13 protein-coding genes are annotated in these 20,720 nt (G+C 33.3%); 8 read left to right on the top strand and 5 right to left on the bottom strand.

The features are described 5' to 3' along the window. Positions 1–140 precede the first annotated feature (140 nt). From RBR53_07355 to mgtE, 4 genes are all read left to right on the top strand, one after another. Positions 141–3,314, top strand: coding sequence for an EAL domain-containing protein (locus tag RBR53_07355; protein MDY0132469.1), 3,174 nt, complete (start codon positions 141–143; stop codon positions 3,312–3,314). 341 nt (positions 3,315–3,655) lie between these two features. Beyond that, positions 3,656–7,177: a pyruvate:ferredoxin (flavodoxin) oxidoreductase gene (gene nifJ / locus RBR53_07350; GenBank protein MDY0132468.1), complete on the top strand. Its 3,522-nt coding sequence runs from the start codon at positions 3,656–3,658 to the stop codon at positions 7,175–7,177. A gap of 169 nt (positions 7,178–7,346) precedes the next feature. Then, a complete protein-coding gene (locus RBR53_07345; protein ID MDY0132467.1) occupies positions 7,347–8,012 on the top strand; it encodes a YkgJ family cysteine cluster protein in 666 nt (221 codons plus the stop codon). A 306-nt stretch (positions 8,013–8,318) separates the two neighbouring features. Then, positions 8,319–9,698 carry a magnesium transporter gene (gene mgtE, locus RBR53_07340; GenBank protein MDY0132466.1) on the top strand — a complete coding sequence of 460 codons (1,380 nt, stop codon included), beginning with the start codon at positions 8,319–8,321 and terminating at the stop codon, positions 9,696–9,698. 277 nt (positions 9,699–9,975) lie between these two features. Here the strand turns inward: mgtE and RBR53_07335 are convergent, their stop codons facing one another. Then, positions 9,976–10,143 (bottom strand): hypothetical protein, encoded by a 168-nt coding sequence (locus RBR53_07335; protein ID MDY0132465.1) that lies wholly within the window; start codon positions 10,141–10,143, stop codon positions 9,976–9,978. 355 nt (positions 10,144–10,498) lie between these two features. On the opposite strand from RBR53_07335, the gene RBR53_07330 reads away from it, so the two are divergent. The 3 genes from RBR53_07330 (at position 10,499) to rnmV (ending at position 13,610) form a co-directional block, all read left to right on the top strand. Further along, the gene (locus RBR53_07330) at positions 10,499–12,217 is read left to right on the top strand and encodes a hypothetical protein (GenBank protein ID MDY0132464.1); all 1,719 of its coding nucleotides are present in this window, start codon (positions 10,499–10,501) and stop codon (positions 12,215–12,217) included. A 245-nt stretch (positions 12,218–12,462) separates the two neighbouring features. After that, positions 12,463–12,858, top strand: a complete 396-nt coding sequence (locus tag RBR53_07325; protein ID MDY0132463.1) for a class II SORL domain-containing protein — start codon at positions 12,463–12,465, stop codon at positions 12,856–12,858. A gap of 206 nt (positions 12,859–13,064) precedes the next feature. Then, entirely contained in the window at positions 13,065–13,610 is a 546-nt protein-coding gene (rnmV, locus tag RBR53_07320) for a ribonuclease M5 (protein ID MDY0132462.1), read from the top strand. Here the strand turns inward: rnmV and RBR53_07315 are convergent. The 4 genes from RBR53_07315 to RBR53_07300 form a co-directional block, all read right to left on the bottom strand. Next, positions 13,593–15,977, bottom strand: a complete 2,385-nt coding sequence (locus tag RBR53_07315; protein MDY0132461.1) for a DNA internalization-related competence protein ComEC/Rec2 — start codon at positions 15,975–15,977, stop codon at positions 13,593–13,595. The genes rnmV and RBR53_07315 overlap by 18 nt on opposite strands. Positions 15,978–16,035: 58 nt before the next feature. Further along, complete coding sequence (gene murA / locus RBR53_07310) at positions 16,036–17,289, bottom strand: UDP-N-acetylglucosamine 1-carboxyvinyltransferase (protein ID MDY0132460.1); 1,254 nt, start codon at positions 17,287–17,289, stop codon at positions 16,036–16,038. 62 nt (positions 17,290–17,351) lie between these two features. Continuing rightward, a complete protein-coding gene (locus RBR53_07305) occupies positions 17,352–18,155 on the bottom strand; it encodes a cytochrome c biogenesis protein (GenBank protein ID MDY0132459.1) in 804 nt (267 codons plus the stop codon). Positions 18,156–18,170: 15 nt separating this feature from the next. Then, entirely contained in the window at positions 18,171–19,577 is a 1,407-nt protein-coding gene (locus tag RBR53_07300; protein ID MDY0132458.1) for a cytochrome c biogenesis protein ResB, read from the bottom strand. 153 nt (positions 19,578–19,730) lie between these two features. Here RBR53_07300 and RBR53_07295 point away from each other — a divergent pair, with 153 nt between their 5' ends. Continuing rightward, entirely contained in the window at positions 19,731–20,687 is a 957-nt protein-coding gene (locus RBR53_07295) for an ABC transporter ATP-binding protein (GenBank protein ID MDY0132457.1), read from the top strand. Positions 20,688–20,720 lie beyond the last annotated feature (33 nt).

Here is a 20,720-nt window from a genome sequence, read left to right as displayed (position 1 = left end):
GTTAAAACAAACCAATACCCAAAAAACATATAAATCTTTAAGTTTAAACCATTAAATGCTATGACCTTAGCCTGAGAAAAAAACAAAAGCTCTTAAAATTGAATCTTCTTAATCTTGTATCTAATGGAATGATAGGATCAATGAAATTAAAAAACATAAGTATAGGCAAAAAACTTCTTGCAATCTACCTTGGCCTTATCTTACTGGCATTAACAATATCATCTGCATTTACTGTGCCTCTTATAAACGGCATTATTCAAAGCAAAATTAATAAAGAACTTGAAGGCTCAATAGAGCTTTTTCACAGCCTTGTTGAAACAGCAGCTGAAGTTTCAATAAAAAACCATTTAAAAACCATTGTTTCAACAAACATTGAAGCCATTGACTTTATAAATACTCAATCTAAAAGTCCTTACCAAAATATAATAAAACAAAACAAAGCAATAGAACTTCTTTCCCGGCAGACAATAGGTCAAACTGGATATATTTATGTCATAGACTTAAACGGAACTATAGTTATGCATCCCCAAAAGGAAATGTATAAACAAAATGTTTTCAAGTTTGATTTTATCCAAAAAAAATTTGAATCAGACGAAAACTATCTTGAATATAACTGGAAAAACCCAGATGAATTAAAGGAAAGAGAAAAAGCTCTTTATTTTATCCATTATAAACCATGGAACTGGATTGTTTCAGCAGCAGCATATAAAAGCGAATTCAACACCCTTTTAAAAATTGAAGATCTTGAAAAAAACATTCAATCTTTAAAGTTTGGCAAAACCGGCTATGCTTTTATAATGGATACTAAAGGTAATTTTTTAATTCATCCAACTCTTAAAGGTAAAAACATTGATGAAACCAATTATGCAAAAACCAAAGAAACAATCGAAAATATAAATAAAATAAAATCAGGAAAAATTGAAGCCCTGTTGGATTCAAAGTCAGGCCAATCTCCAAAAAAAAAACTAATCTACTTCAAATTTTTGGAAGATTATAATTTAATAATCTGTGCTGTGGGTTGTAAAACAGAAATTTACTCAACAACAAAAATGATTTTTAAAATTTTTGGGTATACCCATCTTATTTTAATTTTTTTAGCCATTCCAATTTTATTTTTTCTTAGGAAATCAATTACCCAGCCATTGTATTTGTTGACTGAAAAAATTAAAACAGCAACCAAAGGGAATTTAAATGTAAGACTGCCCTATGATTCTTCCGACGAAATAGGAAGGCTTTCCAAATACTTCAATAAATTTATGGAAGATCTTTTTGAAAAAAAATCAAGCCTTGAAAAAGAAGTAGAAGAAAGAAAAAAAAGCGAAGAGCAGGCAAAAATGCTTGCAAAATTTCCAGACGACAATCCCAATCCAGTTTTAAGAGTTGATCTCCAGGGTAATCTTACCTATTTAAATAAAGCTGCCTTAAATATAATGGAAATTCTTTCTTTGAAAAAAGGAAAACAGCTTCCAGATTTTTTTACTGAAAAAATCAAATCCGCCTTTGAAACCAACTTAACCCAGGAAATTGAATTTACTGATAAAGACAGAATTTTTTCTTTAACTATTTCTCCTTTTAAAAACATAAACTCAGCATATATTTACATAAGGGAAGAAACAACTCACAAAGCCTATGAATCACTTATGATAATGTCTGAGGCTTTTTTTCAAAATTCAATAGAAGGTATTTGCATTACAGATTCAGATAATAAAATTGTAAGGATAAACCCTTTTTTCACAGAAATTACCGGGTATTCCAAAGAAGAAGTAATAGGTAAAAATCCAAAATTTTTAAACTCAGGCAGGCATGACAAAGAATTTTATAAAAAAATGTGGTACAGCATTAACCACATAGGCCAGTGGACAGGAGAAATCTGGAATAGAAGAAAAAATGGTCAGCCCTATCCCCAGCTCCTTTCAATTACAGCAATAAGAAATAAAATAGGAGATGTTATAAATTATCTAGGACTTTTCCATGACATTACAGAATCAGTTTTAGACAAGGAAAAACTTCATTATCAAACCTATCACGATGCAATCACAGAGCTTCCCAATAGAAAGCTTTTCACTGATATTACAAAACAAAAAATCAACTTTAACAAAAAAAACCAAGAAACTTTTGCACTTTTATTTATAGATTTAAATAATTTTAAAAATATAAACGACGCTTTAGGTCATCTGGCAGGAGACAAAATCCTTTATCTTGTTGCAAAAAGGCTTAGAGCCTCTATTCCTGAACAAATAGTTATTGCAAGGTTTGTAGGTGACAAATTTCTTATCCTGGCACCAGAAGCCCACAATCAAAATGCAGTTATAAAAAAAGCCTCCAAGATTCAAAAAATAATAGAAGGACCTTATAAAATTGATGAAAGAGAAATTCTTCTTGGCTCAAACATTGGAATTGCATTTTTCCCCGAAGATGGTAATTCAGCTGAAACATTGATAAAAAATGCTGAAATGGCAATGTATCGGGGAAAAAACAAGGGCAAAAGAACAATTAGTTTTTTTACCCAGTCAATGGATGAGTCAGCTGCAAAACAGCTTGAAACAGAACAAAATCTTGCCCATGCACTTTCAAACAATGAATTTGAACTTTATTATCAGCCCAAAGTCTCTCTTTTAACAGGAAAAATAACAGGAGCTGAAGCACTTATCAGATGGATAAAAAACGGACAAGTCATATCTCCGGCTCTTTTCATTCCAATAGCAGAAGATAACGGCCATATTATCCCCATAGGAAAATGGGTAATGGAAAAAGCCGTGGCTGAACTTGGATTTTGGCATAAATCAGGATTTAAAGATCTCCATGTCTCGGTAAATCTATCGGGTGCCCAATTTCATGATCCTGAACTGATTGAAAAAATAACTGATATTTTTGCAAAAACCGGCTCAGACCCTAAATTTGTCAATTTTGAAATAACTGAAAGCGTTGTTATGTCAGATCCTGAGCTTGCCGAAGAAACTACAAAAAGAATAAAAGAAATGGGCTCCAAAATTGCAATTGATGATTTTGGCACAGGTTATTCCTCCCTTGGCTATCTTAAAAAATTTCCTATTGATGAATTGAAAATAGATAAATCTTTTCTGGATGACTTTCCAGACTCCAATGAAGATGTCTCAATTATAAAATCTATTTTATCCCTTGCTTCCAACCTTAATTTAAAAGTTACTGCAGAGGGAGTTGAAAGAAAAACTCAGATAGATGTACTCAAAACACTTGATTGTGATGAGATTCAAGGCTATTATTTCAGCAGACCAGTTCCTGCTAAAGATTTTTATTCTCTAATCAAATCAGGTAAAAAACTTTTTGACAAATAAAAGGACAAATTTTTTTCTTTACATAAGAGATTTGTTCATATTAAAGATAGAGTTTAATAAATCCTATGATGAAAGTTTTATATTTTAAATATAAAATCATTCGAGTTTTCAAGGTGTCGTTTTCTGCGTCAACTTGAAAATCTCTAAAAATTAGGTAAATTTTTGTTTCTTTGAACTCAACTAAAACCTGAAAAGTAATTCAAATGCAAAAACAATTTAATTGTTCTCTGCCCGGTTAAGGCTCTGATTTGTTCAGATTTTACGGGCAAAGTGTATTTTAATTTATTTTGGTCAGGTAAAGATTAATATTAAAAAACTTCAAAAGAAAGAGGATGGTTTCAATGTCAAAAAAAATGATGACAGTTGACGGAAACACCGCAGCCGCTCATATTGCTTATGCTTTAAGCGATGTGGCAGCTATTTATCCCATCACCCCATCTTCACCTATTGGTGAAATCATTGATTCTTGGTCTGCTGACGGCCGCAAAAATATTTTCGGCCAAAGAGTCACAGTAAGAGAAATGCAATCTGAGGCCGGTGCAGCCGGAGCTCTCCACGGCTCTCTTGCAGCCGGAGCTTTAACTTCCACTTTCACAGCCTCTCAAGGTCTTTTGCTGATGATTCCAAACATGTACAAAATATCTGGTGAACTTCTGCCAGGGGTTTTTCATGTAACAGCCAGAGCCCTTGCAAGCCATGCTCTGTCTATTTTTGGAGATCACTCAGACGTTATGGCAGTAAGACAGACAGGTTGGGCAATGCTTTGTTCCAACTCAGTTCAGGAAGTAATGGACATGTCTCTTGTTGCTCACTTATGTGCAATTGAAGGAAGAGTTCCTTTTCTTCACTTTTTTGACGGATTCAGGACCTCCCATGAAATTCAAAAAATTGAAAGCATAGACTATGATGCAATAGCATCAATTACAGATTTTGATTCTATTGAAGCTTTCAGACAAAACGCTATGAACCCTGAGCATCCGGAAATAAGAGGAACTGCCCAAAACCCTGACATTTATTTTCAGGGAAGAGAAGCAGCCAATGCTTTTTATAATGAACTTCCCGGAATTATCAAAGACTACCTTAAAAAAATCTATGAAATCACAGGAAGAAAATATAATCTTTACGATTATGTAGGACATCCTGAAGCTGAAAGAATTATTGTTTCAATGGGTTCTTCCTGTGAAACAATTGAAGAAACAATAAACTCAATGAATAAAAACGGAGAAAAAGTAGGTCTTGTTAAAGTAAGACTTTACAGACCATTTCTTCCTGAAGATTTTCTTAACGCAATTCCAGCTTCCTGCAATAGAATTACTGTACTTGACCGTACAAAAGAACCCGGTGCAATTGGAGATCCTCTTTATCTTGACGTTTGCACTACTTTTTTTCAAAGAAAAGAATCTCCTGAAATCACAGCAGGAAGATACGGACTTGGGTCAAAAGAATTTACTCCTTCAATGGTTAAAACCATTTATGACAATATGAACAGCAAGTCTCCAAAAAATCATTTTACCATTGGAATTGAAGATGATCTTACATATACTTCTTTAGATATAAAAGAAGAATACGATGCTGCACCTGAAGGAACAGTAAGATGTAAATTCTGGGGATTTGGCTCAGACGGTACTGTTGGAGCAAATAAAACAGCAATCAAGATCATTGGCGACAACACAGATATGTATGCCCAAGGTTATTTTTCCTATGATTCCAAAAAATCAGGTGGAATTACAATTTCCCATTTAAGATTTGGTAATTCTCCAATTCAGTCAACTTACCTTATTCACAAAGCAGACTTTATTGCCTGCCATAAACCAAACTATGTTGATCTTTATGATGTTCTTGAAGGTATTAAAGACGGAGGAACCTTTCTTCTAAATGCTCACTGGGATGAAAAGGAGATTGAAACTTATCTGCCTGCCAAAATGAAAAAAACCATGGCAGACAAAAATATAAAGTTTTATATGATAGATGCCATCAAAATTGCCTCTGAAGTGGGTCTTGGAGGAAGAATCAACATGATAATGCAGGCAGCTTTTTTCAAGCTTGCAAATGTTCTTCCAGTTGACCAGGCAATAGAGCTTCTTAAAAAAGATATTGACAAAACCTATGGTATGAAAGGTGATTCAATTGTCAAAATGAACGTAAATGCTGTTGACAAGGCTTTGGATTCAGTTAAAGAAATCCAGGTTCCTGAATCATGGAAAAATGCTGAAGATAGTTCAGCACCAAAGAAAACAGCTGAAGTCCCTGAATACATAAACGAAGTTGTATTCCCAATAAATGCACAGCAGGGAGATAAACTTCCTGTAAGTATTTTTGAACCAGACGGGATTTTCCCTGTGGGAACAAGCCAGTATGAAAAACGCGGAGTTGCAATTGAAGTTCCTGAGTGGATCCCTGAAAATTGTATCCAGTGCAACCAATGCGCATTTATTTGTCCCCATGCAGCCATTATTCCAATTCTAGCAAAAGATGACGAGCTTGAAGAAGCACCTGCTTCATTTACAACAATTGAAGCAAAAGGCAAGGGTCTTGAAGACTATAAGTTTAGAATCCAGGTTAACACTCTTGATTGTCTTGGATGTGGAAACTGTGCAGATATTTGTCCTGCAAAAGAACCTGCTCTTGTTATGAAGCCTTTGGATACTCAAACAGATACTGAAATACCAAACCATGAGTTCTCTTTAGAGGTTCCGTTTAAAGAAGGACTTCTCAAGCGTGACACTGTTAAAGGCAGCCAGCTTTACAAGCCTTTATTTGAATTTTCCGGTGCATGCTCAGGATGCGGTGAAACTCCTTATATCAAAGTGCTGACACAGCTGTTCGGTGAAAGAATGCTAATTGCCAACGCCACAGGATGTTCCTCAATTTTTGCAGGCTCTGCACCTTCATTTCCTTATTGCACAAACAGCGATGGTTTTGGACCTTCATGGGGCAACTCATTGTTTGAAGATGCCGCAGAATTTGGATTTGGAATCCAGGTTTCAATGACACATAGAAGAAATGCCCTTGCAGACAAAGTAAGACAGGCAATGGAAGAAGAACTGCCTGCAAGCCTTAAAGACGCAATGACTAACTGGCTTGATTCAATGTGGGATTCCAAAAAATCAAAAGAAGCGGCAGAAACTCTTGAAGCCCTTCTTCCAATGGGTCCTGAAAGTGATATTATTGATGAAATTGCACTTCAGGCAGATCTTTTTGTAAAAAAATCACACTGGATTTTTGGTGGTGACGGCTGGGCATACGATATAGGCTTTGGAGGCCTTGATCATGTACTGGCATCAGGTGAAGACATCAACATCCTTGTTCTTGACACCGAAGTATATTCAAATACAGGCGGACAGTCTTCAAAAGCCACTCCAACAGGCTCAATTGCAAAATTTGCAGCCTCAGGTAAAAAGACTTCCAAAAAAGAACTGGGCAGAATGGCAATGACATATGGCTATGTTTATGTTGCTTCAGTTGCCATGGGTGCAAATAAACAGCAGACACTTAAAGCCTTTGCTGAAGCTGAAGCTTATCCTGGACCTTCAATTGTAATCTGCTATGCTCCATGTATCAACCAGGGTATCAAAATCGGAATGGGCAAGAGCCAATACGAACAAAAGCTGGCTGTTGAGTCAGGATACTGGCCTTTGTACAGATTCAATCCTTTATTGGCTGAAGAAGGCAAAAACCCGTTTATTCTTGATTCCAAAGCTCCAGATGGAACCTTGCAGGATTTCCTTTCAGGTGAAAACAGATATGCAATGCTTGAAAGAAGTTTTCCTGAAGAATCAAAAAAACTTAGAGCCAAAATAGAAGAAGAAATAAATCTTAGATATGAAACCCTTAAGTTTATGTCAGAAGTTGATAAAGACTAATTTTAAGGTTTGCTAAATATTGCTAATAACCGCCCTGAATTTGATTTCAGGGCGGTTATTATGTTTAAATAGTTTTATTTTCAATTAACCGTAAAATAAAAACTAAAAAAATTCCCTTGATTAACTAAACAAAAAAACTTCCGGATCAGGTTTTTTAAGAGGTGTTTTAATGAAAGAATGCAAAAAGTGTGGTAAATGCTGTGAAAAAAGCGGTCCTACCCTTCACATTGAAGATAAATACCTTATGGTTCAAGGAAAAATTCCGCCTTCAGATCTTGTAACATTAAGAAAAGGTGAAACTGCATTTGATCCAAGAGAAAATAGAGCAATTACCCTTGAAAATGAGCTGATAAAAATTAAAGGAAAAAGTAAATCCTGGACATGTCTTTATCTTGATGAAGAATCAAAACTTTGTTCAATCTATGATTCAAGGCCAGTTGAATGCAGAATTTTAAAATGCTGGGATACCAAACCCATCATTGCCATGATGAATAAAAATTTATTAACAAGAGAAGTTGTTTTTGAAAAAATTGAAGGTCTTGCCCAATTGATAAAAGAACATGATAAAAAATGTTCTTATGATGAAATAAAATATCTTCTTGAAAAAATTGAAACCAGTGAAAAAGCACTTACAAGCCTTAAAGACATAATCTTATTTGATATAAATATAAGAGAAATTGTTGCTGAAAAACAAAAAGCTGCTTCATATATGCTCGATCTTATTTTTGGCAGAAGCCTTGTAGAAACAATGAATCAGCTGAAATACAAGGTAACTTTTTCAAAAGAATCAGGACTTCTAATTTCTCCCTATAAAATAGACAGAATTTTAAACTAAACTTCTTGTTGACATTGGGCTCAGTCAATTATAATTAAAGCCTAAGATTTTATATTTGCAACCAAAAAACTCAATACCTTTAATTAAGTATTTTGGTTTTTCATTAAAATCATAAATAAAAGGACAAGTCATGAATGACGGCGAAGACCCTGGCAGTTGGAAAAAACTTGCAAAGGGAAATCAAATTTCCAAAAACAATTTATTAAACCAACGCAAAATAAATTCGCAGTCGAGCGTAATGATTTAATCCTCTAAACAACTCATTACTGCCCCTGCTTTTTTTTCTTTGCGGTTATGGAGGCAGTAATGAAAAATCCCATTCTTTTACCGCAGCTCAAAGAATACCTGAATAATGGAAACCTTAAAGAAATAAAACTTCTCATTGAAACAGCACCCTCTCCTGTTGTAGCTGATTTTATTGCTGGCCTTGAGCCAGATGAAGTAAAAACAATTCTTATGGAAGCCGACCCTTTCAGAAAAGCTGAAATATTCAGCTATCTTGATCTAGAACTTCAGCTTGAGCTTGCCAAAGTAATGAAACGAAACGACCTGGCCCAGATAATTACCTATATGGCCCATGACGACAGAGTAGACCTTCTAAAAAAAATACCTGAAGAAAAAAGAGAGCTTATTCTACCCGCTCTTGCTCAGGCTGAGCGTGAAGACATAAGAAAGTTATCAGCCTACCCTGAAGGAACAGTAGGGGCTATGATGACATCTGACTATGCCACCCTTTCAAAAGAGCTCACAGCCAAAGAAGCCATAAACAAACTAAGACTGGAAGCTCCAAATAAAGAAACAATTTATTATGCATATATAATAAACGAAAAAAGACAATTAACAGGATTTGTCTCCCTAAAAGATCTTATCCTTGCAAGAGCAGACGAATCTGTTGAATCAATAATGCATACCAAAATGATTTTTGCAAATGCCTATGATGATCAGGAAAAAGCTGCAAGAACAATTCAAAAATATGATTTGATAGCTTTGCCTGTTATTAATGGAGGAAACTCCCTTGTTGGAATTCTTACCTATGATGATGCCATAGATATTATCACCCAGGAGCACACAGAAGATATAGAAAAACTCATGGCCATTTCAGGTGAACATGAGGCCGGAGTATATCTTAAAACAACTTCATTTGTTCATTTCAAAAACAGGGCAATCTGGATTGTCGGACTTTCTTTTCTAGGGCTTATGTCTGGTTATATAATAAAAAACTACCAGGACGCCCTGGAAAGCCTTATTCTTCTAACCTTATATATGCCTTTGATGACTGATGCCGGAGGAAACACAGGAAGTCAGGCAGCTACTGTGGTTGTTAGAGCCCTGGCATTAAACGAAATAAATCCCAAGGATATATTTAAAGTAATTTTCAAAGAATTAAAAGTTGCTTTTCTCACAGCAGCTCTTCTAGGCTGTCTTACCTTTTTTCAGGTACTTGTTCTTTCATGGAATTCAGTTTTTCCGGCGGGAATAAGTATTTATAATATAGGATTGGTTGTTGCTGTGGCTCTGTCTATTCAGGTGGTTACTGCCACTCTTGTAGGAGCAGCTCTTCCAATGACAATAGCAAAAATGAAGCTTGATCCTGCTGTTGTTGCAAGTCCAGCCCTTACTACCATTGTTGATATTTCAGGGCTTGTGATATATTTTACTACAGCAAAGCTTCTTTTAGGTCTTTAAAAAAACAAACGGCTGAAAAACTTCAGCCGTTTTTATCATCTAAAAAAAATTTTGTATATTTTAAACTTCAAGATTTAATCAAAAACTTTATTTCAAGGCAAGTTTCTAAACTCTCCCGCTACCCTGAAACTCTCTTTCATTTTTAAGGCCTCATAATTAGAATTCAACAAAGCTGAACATAAACTGCCCTTTACTTAATTTTCAAGTTTAAATAAAACTTAAACTTCAGAATTTTTTAGCTCATTTGTAAGTTAACTGAAAAAACCCTGATTTTAGACTATCTTGGTTTTTTAAATCTATATTCCATTCGCCGTTCGCTTGTAATCGGAGCCACACCGCAAAGCATCCAGCCTTTTTCCTGGTATCGTTTTATAGAATCGCGATGTTTCATTGCATTTAAACCATCTAAGCTTACTTTTTTGTAATCTACATTTGTGTTTAACATCTTACTCTCCTTCCATTTTTTAAAAATAGAACTCCAAAACTAAATAAATTTTAATTTTGGCAATCTCTTTTTTTTTGGAAAATCTTGTGGACAGCGGGAAAGATTTGATTAATTTACCCCCATTGTTTATTTTTGTCAACAATGGAAACCAAAAATTTTTATTAAATAAAGTAAAAACCCAGTATTTTCTTTTAAATTTTTTTGTTTAATCTGGAATAAACATTAGCTGTATTCAGCTGTTTACTTAATTAGTGGTTTACAAAACAATGATGATAATATATGAATTTTGGTTAACATAAAGGAAAATAAAAGAAAAAATCAATATATACATCTTGGAGAAATGAAAGAGGACGATATGGCAAAAAAAAAGACCAACCCAAAAAAAACAACCCAGCCTAAAAAGAAAGCTGCTACAACTAAAAAGGCTGCTCAAAAGAAGAAAAAACAACAAGAGCCAGAAAATATTCTTTTGAGAAAATTTGAACAATGGAAGCCTGCAAAACTTTTTGTTCCTAAAAAAACAGAATTTAAAAAAGATTTTACAGCCCCTAAGTTCATTAAAGGCAACAACAAAAAGCTTAAAGAAATTCTATTAAAGGATTTTTCAAATATTTTTTCAGAGCCAGCAAAAAAAACAAAGGCTGATCCAGCTCCTGTAAAAGAAGTTAAAGCTCCAGCTGCTCCCAAAAAAGATGAAGCTCTTAGTAAAAAGGAAGCCGAGCTTAAAAAAGCTGAAGAAAACTTAAATAAAAAAGAAAAAGAGGCTGAAGCTAAATTATCCCAGGCTGAAAAAGCTTTAAAAGAAGCCAATGACAAGCTTAATGAAGCAAAAAAAGCCAAAGAAAGTCTTGATTCTACGGAAAAAGATTTAAAGGCAAAAGCAAAAGAAGCTGAAGATAAACTTTCTAAAGCTGAAAAATCAAAGAAAGAAGGCGAAACTCTTAAAACTGAAGCCGAAAAAGTTAAAAAAGAAGCTGAAGCTCTAAAAGCTGAAGCCGAAAAAGCAAAAAAAGACGTTGAAACCCTTAAAGCTGAAGCTGAAAAAGCGAAAAAAGATGTTGAAGCTCTTAAAGCTGAAGCCGAGAAAGCAAAAAAAGATGTTGAAAGTCTAAAAACCGAAGCTGAAAAAGCGAAAAAAGATGCTGAAACTCTAAAAGCTGAAGCTGAAAAAGCAAAAACCGCAGCAGACCAATCCAGTGCTGATTTAGACAAAAAAACAGAAGAAATTAAAAAATCTCAAGAAGAACTTGATAATAAAAAATCAGAGCTGGAAAAACTTGAAAAAGAAACTCTTGAAGCCCAAAATAAAACAAAAGCAAAACTAGAAGAAATTGAAAAAAGAGAAAAAGATCTAGAGTCAAACAAAGAAAAATTAAAAGCAAAAGAAGACAGTCTTAAGAAAAAAGAAGCTGAACTTCTTGAAAAAGAAGAAGAGCTTAATAAAACAATTTTTACAAAAGTATCTGAATCTGCACAAAAGATTTCTTCACTGAAACCAGATTTTAATAAAATCAAAAATCCACAAATTAACAACACCGGTGATAACGGAGGGCTTATGAACAAAAGTATAATTGGTCTTATTGCAGCATTTGGATTTCTTGTAGTTATTCTCATAGGAGCAAGTATTTCAAATACAGGTAATTTTTATCTTAAAAATTCAAAAGACGGACTTAAAGTGTATCAGGGTAAATTTTCTCCTACAGGGGAATTTCATCTAATGACTCTTCCTGAAATTTATGCTCCAGAAACCATTAAAAGCACAAACTACGAGAAAAAAGAAGTTTACTCTCTTATTCACAGCTTCTACCTTGACAATGTAAAAGCTCTTGCAAAAGCTAAAGGAACTCCTGATTTTGAAGAAATTGAAAAAAATCTTGAAAAAGCCCTTGCCTTTGCACCGTCTTCCAGTGAGAAAAAAACTATAAGAGAGCAGATCAAGTCACTTGGAAATGTATCTGACAGCTACAAAGCAGGACTTCTAAATGTACTTGAAAAAAAAGATAAAGAAATTATAGAAGAAGTTGAAATAAAAACTGAGGCTCCAAAAACTGAAACTTTAGAAAAAGCACTTTAAAAAATAATTAAGGGCGGAAATCTCCGCCCTTTTCCAAATTCTGCCCAATTATCAAAGAACCCAGATTTCAGACTTACCCCTGCAAAAAAACTTGTAAACTTGAATTTATGTATTAATATAAGTTAATGATCCAAGACAAAAAACTAAGTTCAGTTTCCAGATTAATTATCTGCTTTAAGTCTTGATCGCATTAAAATCGTCATTTACGTTAAATTTTAATCTAATTAAAACGGAGGTGCTAAGAAATGTCAAAAATTGGTGAATTCTATCAGTCAGGCGATTGGAAAAATGAAAAACATATCCCGATTATAAACTGCAAAAGCGAAGTTTCAGCAGATTCCCCTTTTGAAGTAACTCTTTCAATTGGTGATGAAATTGCCCACCCTAATACAACAGAACACCATATAAGATGGATTAAGCTCTATTTCAAACCTGAAGGGGAAAAATTCATTTATGAACTTTCCTCCTTTGATTTTGCAGCCCACGGAGAATCAGCAAAAGGTGCAAATGAAGGCTCATCTTACAGCGAACCCTTTGTTACTACAAAAATAAGACTAAAGTCATCAGGACAGCTTATTGCTACTTCATATTGCAATATTCACGGACTTTGGGAAAGCTCAGCTGAGATTAAAGTTTCATAGTTTTTTATAAATTTACAAATTCTGCCGGTTAGAACCGGCAGAGTTTGTTACTTCACCTCCACAAAACCCATAAACCCATCTCTATTGTTTTTTTAGTTTTCAAATCTGATTGCTTTCATTTTACTCCATGGTTATTCTTTTTTATTTTTTCGCAGTTTATGGTATAGGATCCTCGTTTGAAAAATTGAAATTTATGGAGACTTCAGTTGATAATTAAGGAAACAATAGTTGTTGAGGGAAAAGACGATGAATCAGCTATTAAAAAAGCTGTAAAAGCTGAAATAATTATTACCTCTGGCTTTAGAATCAAAAGCTTAATCTTTGAGGAAATAAAATGGGCAAATGAAAAAAACGGAGTCATAGTTTTTACAGATCCTGACTGGGCCGGCGAAAAAATAAGGGAAAGAATAAACAAAGAAATACCAGGGTGCAAAAATGCCTATCTTTCACAGGGCGAAGCCTTGAAAAAAGGGAATATAGGCGTTGAAAATGCCTCTCCTGAAAATATTAAAGATGCTTTGTTAAAAGCAAAAATAAGAATATTAGATAATGTCCAAAATGAATTCACAATGAAAGACCTTTTAAATTCAGGACTTTCAGGATGTGTTGGATCTGCTGAAAAAAGAAGTAAACTAGGAAAAATACTTAGAATCGGATATGGTAACTCAAAGAAATTTCTTTCAAGACTAAATCATTATCAAATTAGTAAAGATGATTTTTATCATGCCCTTAAATCAATCCAAAAAAGTTAATTTATTTAAAATTTCTTCTGTATTTGAAACAAGAGCCCCTTTATTGTTTATATTATAAGTTTTAACTCCCATTTCACTATAAATTTCTTTAATTTGTTTTTGAGTTTTTTCAAAATTTCTAAAGCTTCCTGAAATAATACCAAGCTTAGGATTGGCAGCTATAACAAAATCTTTGTTAAGGGAATGGATACTTCCGTGGTGGGGAACCATAAAAACATCTGAATTTTTTATAAAATCCGTTTCTTTATAATAGTCCTGACTTTTTTCATACAAATCTCCTGTAAATAAAATTTTCAATCCATTTATAAAAACAGAAATCAAAAGAGAATTATCATTTTCATTGTTAAAAAGCTCTTCTCTTTGGAAAAAATCAATAAATCCGTTTTTCATTTCTATTTTTTCAGGTTTTGAAAAAATACCTCTTTTTTTAGTCTCCAAAATAAGTTTTTCATACAGCCCTGAATCTTTTAAAGTATTATTAAAAACAAATTTTTTTATTTTAAATTGTTCCATGAGATAAAAAAACCCAGAATAATGATCATAATCTCCATGGGTTGAAATACAGCAGTCTATGGTTTTAATTTTATTTTTAAAAAGATAAGGCCCTAAAATATATCTCCCTGTATCAAAACTTGAACCTGGAAACCCTCCAGAATCAATAACCACAGTTTTACCTCCTGGGAAAACAATTAAAGCACTGTTTCCTTTGCCAATATCTAAAAAAACAATTTTTCCATGTTTATTGAAAAACCGTTTATCAACTTCATATAAAACATCACAAATTAAAATTACAAGTGTAAACCCAGCTAAAACTTTAAAAAAAACACCTGGCCTGGACTGAAAAATAAAAAAACGGATTCCCCAAAAAACTATGATTAAAATCAAATAAATTAAAAAAAGTTCAACAATTGAAATTCCCATATTTATATAAGTGAATTTAAAATCAGAAATTATTGAAATCATTTTTATAAAAATATCAACTGAAAATGATCCAATTAAAAAAAAGATTTTTGAAACTTCTGGAAAAATAAAAGAAAATAAAATTCCTCCAAATGCAAAAGGAAGAAGAATAAAAGAAAAAAAAGGAATGAGTATAATTCCTGAAAAAACTCCAGTTAAAGGTAAAATATTAAAATAATAAAGGGCTGCTGGTGAAGTGCCAGCCACTGCAAAAGCACTTGTTTTAAATAAAACCTTAATCCATTTATAAAAACTTGAAAATAAATCAGGGTTTTTTTCAAATTTCTCAGGGAATGTCATAAATCCAGATACAATTGCAAATACAGCCAGAAAAGACAGGATAAATCCAAGATTAAATAAAAACGGAGGGGTTAACACCAAAATAAAAAACCCACAGCAAAACAAAAGATTTAAAGGATCCTGATTTTTATTTAAAAAAAAGCCTGCTCCTCCAAGAAGTGCAAGAATAAAAGATCTTTGGGCAGAGGGCATAAGACCTGAAATAAGAGCATAAAAAAGAGCTCCCAAAAGCCCCAAAATTACAGCTGATTTTTCTACCCAACCCCTCCATAAAAAAAACTCAAACCTTGAAAAAACAAATCTGGATAAAATAAAAAAAAACGAAAAAACCATCCCTATATGAAGACCTGAAATAGCCATAAAATGAGATGCTCCGGCTTTGGAAGCCTTGTCTTTAAACTCCTGATCCAAACCTGTTCTAAGCCCGCAAGTAATTGACTTTAAAAACTCAGAATTAAGAGGTTTTTTTATATTTTCATCTATGCTTTGAACAAATCTGGCTCTGATTTTAGTAATAAAAAACTGAAATGAATTTTCTTTACTAATCAGCTCTACTTTTTTATCCGAAACCCAGGTATGACCAAAAAAGCCCTTAAACCTCATATATGACTTATAATCAAAACTTCCAGGATTTTTAAAGTTTTTATAGGGTTTTATCTGAGCATTAAAAAATATAAGATCCCCTGGTTTATAATCTTTTTCATAATTATAAATACTTAAGCTTAATTTAAAATTTTCAGATTCAAGATTTTTACCATCTATTGATTTAAGTTTTATTTTTGTTTTAAGCCTTGAATAGGAAAAACTTGGGAAATCAGTTATTACGGCTGTAATTTCTCTTTTTTCTTTTTTATAAAGATTAAAGTTTTCAGCCCTTGAATTAAAAGATGATTTTGAATAGGGAAGGATAAAAACAATACCTGCAAAATAAAAAAATCCCAGGGGAATAATAAGGGATTTTTTATTTTGAAAGGATAAAACTATCAGTCCAAGAAAAAACAATAATGCCAAGGGTAAAATATAGACAAATGAAAAAGCTAATTTTTCGCCGGAAAAAACCCCAAGGCTAAAAAAAACAAAAATTAAAATAAACGGCCTTTTAATCATTTGATTCTTCTCTTCCCAGCTTGAACTGGAGGATTTTAAATTTCCCTTGGAAGCAAAGTTATTTTACTCTTTCTATTTCAGCTCCAATTGATTTTAGTTTAATCTCCATTTTTTCATATCCTCTGTCAAGGTGATAGACCCTGTTTACAATTGTTGTATTTTGAGCGGCAAGCCCAGCCAAAACTAAACAGGCACTTGCTCTTAAATCAGATGCCATCACAGGAGCTCCTTCAAGCTCATCCACCCCTCTTACAACTGCGGTATTGGAAGATGGAAGATAAATATCTGCTCCCATTCTCTGAAGCTCATTTACATGGATAAATCTGTTTTCAAAAATTGTTTCCTTAATAGTTGATACTCCTTCTGCAACTGACATAAGAGTAATAAACTGAGCCTGCATATCAGTGGGAAATCCTGGATAAGGAGAAGTTCTAATATCTATACTTTTAATTTCATCTTTGCCTTTAACCCTGATCCAGTCATTACCTGTTTCAACAAAAGTTCCTGTTTCCTTAAGCTTTGAAATAACTTCACTAAGATGATCAGGCATGCATTTTTTTATAAGAAGATCGCCTTTTGTTATGGCTGCTGCAATCATAAAAGTTCCTGTTTCTATTCTATCGGGAATAATTGTGGTTTCAACAGGTGCAAGACTTTCTACTCCTTGGATAATAATTTCAGAAGTTCCGGCTCCTTTTATTTTTCCTCCCATAAGATTTAAAACATCAGCAAGGGCTGTTATTTCAGGCTCCATTGCGGCATTTCTTAAAATTGTCTCCCCTTTTGCCAGGGCAGCCGCCATCATCAAATTTTCAGTTCCTGTAACAGTAACAGTATCAAAATTTATTTCATTACCTGTAAGTCTTCCTGATTTTGCATTAATATAGCCATGGGAAATATGAAGATCAGCTCCTAGTTTTTCCAATCCTTCTATATGAAGATTTACAGGTCTTGCTCCAATGGCACATCCACCAGGTAAAGAAACGCAAGCTTTTCCAAGCCTTGCCACAAGAGGCCCAAGCACAAGAATTGAAGCCCTCATTTTTCTGACTATATCATAGGGAGCAAAGTGGTTGTTAAGGCCAGAGGCATCAATGGATACAACCCCATTTGACATTTCAGTTTTTGCTCCAAGTTTTTCAGAAAGTTTTAAAATACTTCTGACATCAACAAGATCGGGAACATTATGAAATACTGATTTACCATCACAAAGAAGAGCAGAAGCAAGAATTGGAAGGGCTGCATTTTTTGCTCCGCTTATTTCCACTTCTCCAAAAAGTCTTTTTTTTCCTTTTATTTTTATTTTATCCATTTAACTTTAAAATCCTTAAAATTTATTTCCAGCTGAGCTGCTTTTATACCACTCAACTGGATTTATGCATAACTATGAAGCCCTGCAAGAACAAAATTCACTCCAAAATATGTAAACATAACCGCAATAAAACCCAAAATTGAAAGCCAGGCAATGGTTTTTATTGTAAAACTTTTTATATACCGCCCATGGAGAATAATGGCATAAACAATCCAGGTAATTAAAGACCAGGTTTCCTTGGGATCCCAAGACCAATATCTTCCCCAGGCACTGTCAGCCCAGACAGCTCCTGTTATTATTCCAAGAGACAAAAATAAAAACCCAAAAATTATCATCCTATAATTTAATTCATCAAGGTTTTTGATTTTTTTTTCATCTTTTACAAAAAGAAGGATAACACTGGCGGCAAATGACACTGCAAATCCAGCATATCCAAAAAAGCAGGTAACCACATGAACTGTAAGCCAATTACTTCTAAGAGCTGGAACAAGAGGGGTGATGGCTGAATGGGCTGTTGGTGAAAGACCTGCATATGCCATGGCAAGAAAAATAAGAGTTGTTGTTATTGAGCCTACCACAGGATTGTCAAACTTTTTATAAGTTAAAGAATATAACAAAGCTCCTGAAATTGAAAAAAACACCAAAGACTCATAAAGATTGGAAAGAGGTATTCTGCCAATTCCCATTTCATAGGATTCTATCCACCTGAAGATAAAACCTGCAACATTTAATGAAAGTCCTGCAATAAGAAGAAAAAAACCAAACTTTGAAAAATTTTTTTTATTGAAAACAGATCCTGATATAAAACAAAAAGCAGAAAATCCGTAAACAAAAGTTGCTATTGAAAGAATAAAAGTATTTTCCATTTAAATTAACTCCATTTATAGGGGCTTATTATTTAGACTAGATTCTTTTGTAATAAACTCATAAAAATCAAATACAAGCTCATCTTTTAAGTTTTTATTTTTATTGGAACCTGAGGCACAAAAAATCTTTGAACTTACTTCATCTTCTTTATTAAGAATAAGATAAAATGAATGGTGTTTCATAAAAAAACTTACAAAAATTCCAATTGAAAGGAAGAAAAAACCAAGATAAACAATATAAACTCCAGGATCTTTATTTACCTGAAGGGAGGTATAATATTTTGTTTGAAATTCACCTGGAACAAGGTAAAAATCACCTTGTCTATGTTTGTCAAATCCTGGAGCATTAACAGGAAGAGCAACTGGTATTTCAAGCTTATCTTTTAAAATAAATCCTATAAAGGTTTCTCCAAGATTCATGGATGAAATCTGAAAATTAGGCCTGAAAGAAAAAAAGGTAAATTTTGTTTTACCATCAGGAAGAACTATAGTTTCACCCACTCCCAGTTCATATTCACCTTTTTTTGTATTTGTTTTCATATCATAGGCAGATATTTTTAATTTTCCTTCAAATGCTCTTCCATAGCCTGATTGAATAAATTTTATTCCATTGTATCTTAAAGGATGGTTTACCTTGACAATTCCTTTTAACTCTTGAGGTTTTCCTTTATTAAAAATAATTTCAGACTCATAGGACTTAGGAATCTGGCTATTATCGTATCTTTTAATTTGAAAGGAAGAACAGGTCAAATCAAAGTCCAGTTCAATTTTCCCCCTGTTTTTAAAAAGAGTTACAATATTTGAAGTTTGATTTTCAGGAATTTCTATCACACCTGAAAATCCCATCATTGTTCCTATGACTCCTCCAATAATTAAAAGAAGAAAACCAAGATGGGCAAGATAAACTCCAAGTCTTGAATATCTTCCTTTTTCTGCTGTTAATGAAAAACCTTTTTCATTATCCAAAGAATAAATTTTCATTCTTTTTGATTTAAAAAACTCTTCAACCTGCTCTTTTACCTGAGAAAAACTTTTATTGACCAAAATTTCCTTTTTATTTTGAAAAGAATCAATCTTTGAAACAGAAGGAATAGAAGGTTTTTTTAATACAATTTTTATAACAGCTGGAAGCCTTTCAAAAGAACAGCAAACAAGGTTTATTCCAAGAAGAATTATAAAAAAAACAAACCACCAAGAGTAATAAATATCGAAAAGATCAAAAACTTCAAATAGCTTGTGAACCCATTTTGATTTACCATGAAGAAATTTTATCAATCCGATTCTGTCTGGAAGAAAAGTTCCTAAAACAGATGCGGCTGCAATAAAAGAAAATAAAAAAACAGTTAATTTTAATGATGCAAAAAAATTCCAGAGCAAAACCCCTGTTCTTTCTATTGCACCGGGTCTTTTAGTCTTGTTCAAGAGCCTCTCCTGTGTGGGAATCATGGTTGTTGACAAAGCTTGAAAGGGACATTATTGTTTACAAAATTTAACCTCACAGCTTTTTAAGCAATTTTCATTTATAGTGCAAGAACTTATTCTTTCCAACCATTTTGATGCTATCAGGGAGTTTTTATGATTGAAGCAAGAAAACTTACCAAATCTTTTGGTCATACAACTGCAGTAAAAAACGTTTCTTTTAGCCTTGAAAAAGGTGATATCCTGGGTTTTCTGGGACCAAACGGAGCAGGAAAATCAACCACAATGAGAATGCTTTCAGGTTATCTTGAACCAGATTCAGGAGATGCTTTTATAGGAGGAAAATCTGTAAGAAAAAACCCAATAGAAATTAAAACTCAAATAGGATATCTATCTGAAACATCACCCCTTTATTCTGAAATGACAGTCAATGAATTTTTAAAATTCTGCTCTGAAGTAAGGGGATTTACAGGCAGTAAAAAAAATTACGTCACTGAAAATGCCATAGAAAAGTGTTTTCTTAGAAGTGTTAAAAATCAGCAGATAAACACCTTGTCCAAAGGATATAGACAAAGGGTATCTTTTGCTCAAAGCATTTTACATGATCCCAAATATCTTATTCTTGATGAACCAACAGACGGGCTTGATCCAAATCAAAAGCAAGAAGTTCGAGAAATGATAAAATCCATGAGCCTGGAAAAAGCAATTATACTTTCAACCCATATTCTTGAAGAAGCTGCTGCAATCTGCACAAGGGCCATAATTATTGCAAAGGGTGAAATCATTGCAGATGAAACTCCAGGTGATCTTCTTAAAAAAGACCCTGGGTTTGGAAGCCTTGAAGTGGAAACTGAATTTATAGCAAATCTGGATGAATTTAAAACCTCTCTTAATAAAATTGAAAACATAGATAAAATTGAAATAAATAAAAACAGTCCAAAATTTAACAAATCAGATTTTAAAATATTTTTTTCAAAAAACAATTACCCTTCAATTCCAGAGCTTGTTATTGAACTTGAGAAAATTCTTTCAAAAAACAATCTTAAGTTAAATTCAATCTCAAAGGATAAAGGTGATCTTACCAAGGTTTTTCAAATGCTGACAAAAAATTAAATCAGCCTGCAAAATAAATAAGGGAGTAAAAGC

This window comes from Desulforegulaceae bacterium, from assembly GCA_034006035.1.
In the GTDB taxonomy this organism is placed as follows: Bacteria; Desulfobacterota; Desulfobacteria; order Desulfobacterales; family JACKCP01; genus JACKCP01.
This window is presented reverse-complemented; position numbering and strand designations above follow the sequence as displayed.